General features: G+C 71.8%; 3 protein-coding genes. All 3 read right to left on the bottom strand.

Annotated features, from left to right (window positions below; all coding sequences use genetic code 11):
- A partial coding sequence (locus J5X86_RS50010; protein WP_208523211.1) for a DnaJ C-terminal domain-containing protein occupies nt 1–839 on the bottom strand: 839 nt, incomplete at its 3' end.
- A gap of 7 nt (nt 840–846) precedes the next feature.
- Entirely contained in the window at nt 847–1446 is a 600-nt protein-coding gene (locus J5X86_RS50005) for a nucleotide exchange factor GrpE (RefSeq protein ID WP_208523210.1), read from the bottom strand.
- A gap of 69 nt (nt 1447–1515) precedes the next feature.
- A complete protein-coding gene (gene dnaK, locus J5X86_RS50000) occupies nt 1516–3417 on the bottom strand; it encodes a molecular chaperone DnaK (protein WP_208523209.1) in 1902 nt (633 codons plus the stop codon).
- Nucleotides 3418–3443: the final 26 nt, after the last annotated feature.

Below are 3443 nucleotides of genomic sequence, written 5' to 3'. Positions count from 1 at the left end.
CCGCGAGGGTTGGGCATGCCCTCACCGCGCAGCCGCAGCCGGCGGCCGCTGGAGGACCCGGGCGGGACCGTCACCTTGGCGGTGCCGCCGGGCGTGGGCACGGGGACGGTCGCGCCGAGCGCGGCCTCCCAGGGAGCGACCGGGAGGGTCACATGGATGTTCCGGCCGTCCAGCCGGAACCGCGGATGCGGCAGGATCCGCACCCGCAGATACAGATCCCCCGCCGGGGCCTCACCGGTGCCGCGGCCGCCCTGCCCGGCCAGCCGGATGCGCTGCCCGTCGACGACGCCCGGCGGGACGTTCACCTCGAAGGTGCGCTGCTGCCCCGAGGCCCCGGCCAGGGTGACGCCGCGGCGGCCCCCGTGGAAGGCGTCCTCGACGGTGAGCGGCAGTTCCGCCTCCTGGTCGGCTCCGGGGATGTCGACGCGTCCGGCGCCCGGCCCCGCGCCGCCGCCGAAGAACGCGCCGAACAGGTCCTCGAAGTCCACGCCCTCGCCCCCGGCGTCCTCGCCGAAGCCACGGGTGAACCGCACCCGGCCGCCGTCGCCGGCGGTCGTCCAGCCGTGGAAGCCACCGCCCGGGGCCCCGGCGCCGACGCGCTCCTCCCAGTCCTCGGGGATCTTGCGGAAGTCCTCGCCGAACCGGTCGTAGCGGGCCCGGGTGCCGGGGTCGGAGAGCACGCTGTAGGCGTCGTTGAGCTCCTTGAACCGCTCCTCCGCGTTCGGGTCCTTGTTCACATCGGGGTGATGGCGGCGGGCCTGGGTGCGGAACGCCTGCTGGATCTCGTCCTGGCTCGCACCCCGTGAGACACCGAGCACCTCGTAGTAGTCCCGTGCCATGGCCGTCTCACTCCCGCTTCGCCACGGCCACGGCCACCGGCCTGAGTTGGTTGCCGGGGTCCCCGTAGCCGGGGCGCAGGACCTGGACCACGGTGCCCGGTTCGGCCTCGGGGTCCTCGATCACACCGAGCACTTCGTGCCGGGCCGGGTCGAACGGCACGCCCGTCTCGCTCCGCCGCTCGTAGCCCAACTGGGCCAGGGTGTTCACGGCCTGGTCGCGGATGGCCTTGACGCCCTCCACGATCGAGCCGGGGTCCGCTTCGGCGTGGGAGAGGGCGAGTTCGAGGTTGTCGATGACGGGCAGCAGGGCCGCCGCCGTACGGGCCCGCTCGGCGGCCCGCTCCCGCTCCAGCTCTTTGGTGTGGCGCTTGCGCAGATTCTCCAGATCGGCCAGGGACCGGCGCCAGCGGTCGTCCAGCTCCGCCAGCGCGGCGGCCTGCTCGCCGGATTCGGTGTCGGCGGGGCCGCCGGCCGCGTCCGGGCCGGGGCCCTCCCCGCCCGTGCCGCGCGCCTCCGCGGTGCCCGGGGCGGGCAGGTCCTGCTCCTGCTCCTGCTCCGTCACGGCGCCCTCCGGCACCGGTTCGGGCTGCTGCGGTTGAGTGGACATGGCGGCCTCTCCGTCAGCCTTCCTCTGCCTTCGCCGTATCGGCCGGGTCAGTCGTACGGGGCCGGTCGGTCAGCCCTTGTCGAACTCGGCGTCGATGACGTCCTCATCACCTCCGCCGCCCCTGCCCCCGGTGTCCTGGGCGCCGCCCGCCGCGCCCGCGCCCGGACCGGCGCCGGACGTCTCATGGGAGGCCAGACCCGCGTAGACCTGCTGGAGCTCGGAGACCAGCGGCCTGGTCCGGTCGACACCGGCCCCGTTCCTGACCGCGTCGCGGGCGTCGTTGACCAGCATCTCGGCACGCGACCGCTCATGCGAGGGCACCGCGTCGCCCAGATCGGAAAGGCGCTTCTCGACCTGGTAGGCGACGGCATCCAGCTCATTGCGCGCGTCCACGGCCTCGCGCAGCGCCTGGTCCTCGCCACGGTTGCGCTCCGCCTCCTGGACCATGCGGTCGACCTCCCCGCGGTCCAGGTTGCCGGTCTCGCTGATCTGGACGGACTGCTCCTTGCCGGTGTCCTGGTCGCGGGCGGTGACATTCAGGATGCCGTTGGCGTCGATATCGAAGGTCACCTCCACCTGCGGCTCACCGCGCGAGGCCGGACGGATACCGGTGAGCTGGAAGCGCCCCAGCACCCGGTTGTCGGCCGCCCGCTCCCGCTCACCCTGAAGGATCACGATGTCCACGGCCTGCTGGTTGTCCTCGGCCGTGGAGAACGTCTCGGTACGGCGCACCGGAATGGTGGTGTTCCGATCGATGATCTTCGTCATGACACCGCCACGGGTCTCGACGCCCAGCGACAGCGGGGTGACATCGAGCAGCAGAACGTCCTTGACCTCGCCCTTGAGCACCCCGGCCTGGATCGCGGCGCCCAGCGCCACGACCTCGTCCGGGTTGACACTCATATTGGGCTCCTTGCCGCCGGTCAGCCGGCGGACCAGGGCCTGCACGGCGGGGATCCGGGTCGAGCCGCCGACCAGGATCACCTCGTCGATGTCACTCTCGCCCGCCTTGGCGTCGGCCATGGCCTGCTGCACCGGGCCCAGACAGCGCTCCACCAGATCACCGGTGATCTGCTCGAAGGTGGACCGCATCACGGTCTCGGTCAGATGCTTGGGACCGGCGGCATCCGCGGTGATGAACGGCAGGCTGACCTGGGTCTGGGACACCGAGCTCAGCTCGGTCTTGGCCTTCTCCGCGGCCTCGAAGAGCCGCTGCAGCGCCTGCGGGTCCCGGCGCAGGTCGATGCCGTTCTCCTGCTGGAACTTGTCGGCGAGGTGGTCGACCAGCCGGCGGTCGAAGTCGTCGCCGCCCAGATGGCTGTCGCCCGCGGTGGAGCGGACCTCCACCACCCCGTCCCCGACGTCGAGGATCGATACGTCGAAGGTACCGCCGCCGAGGTCGAAGACCAGGACCGTCTCATGGCCCTTCTTGTCCAGGCCGTAGGCGAGGGCGGCCGCGGTCGGCTCGTTGATGATCCGCAGCACGGTCAGCCCGGCGATCTCACCGGCGTCCTTGGTGGCGCTGCGCTGGGCGTCGTTGAAGTACGCGGGCACCGTGATGACCGCCTCGGTCACCCGCTCGCCGAGCTGCTTCCCGGCGTCGTCGGCCAGCTTGCGCAGCACCTGGGCACTGATCTCCTCCGGCGAGTACAGCTTCTCGCGCACGGTGAAGCGGGCCAGGCCCTGCTCGTCCGGGACGACGTCGTAGGCCACCGCCCCGGCCTCGGCGGACACCTCGTCGTAATGGCGGCCGATGAACCGCTTGGCCGAGTAGATGGTGCCCTTGGGGTTGAGAATCGCCTGGCGCCGGGCGAGCTGCCCCACCAGCCGTTCACCGGTATCGGTGAAGGCCACCACCGACGGTGTGGTGCGGTTTCCCTCGGAGTTCGGAACGACCGAGGACTCACCGCCTTCCCACACGGCGATCACCGAGTTGGTGGTGCCCAGGTCGATTCCGACTGCCTTGGCCATGGCAACTCCTTCCGAGGCGGCCACGG

The sequence above is a fragment of the Streptomyces sp. NEAU-YJ-81 genome (genome assembly GCF_017592595.1).
GTDB classification, from domain to species: Bacteria; Actinomycetota; Actinomycetes; order Streptomycetales; family Streptomycetaceae; genus Streptomyces; species Streptomyces hygroscopicus_B.
This window is presented reverse-complemented; position numbering and strand designations above follow the sequence as displayed.

Coding starts and splice junctions, on each gene's coding strand:
- J5X86_RS50005 (WP_208523210.1), bottom strand. CDS start 1,446: ATGTCCACTCAACCGCAGCAGCCCGAACCGGTGCCGGAGGGCGCCGTG.
- dnaK (WP_208523209.1), bottom strand. CDS start 3,417: ATGGCCAAGGCAGTCGGAATCGACCTGGGCACCACCAACTCGGTGATC.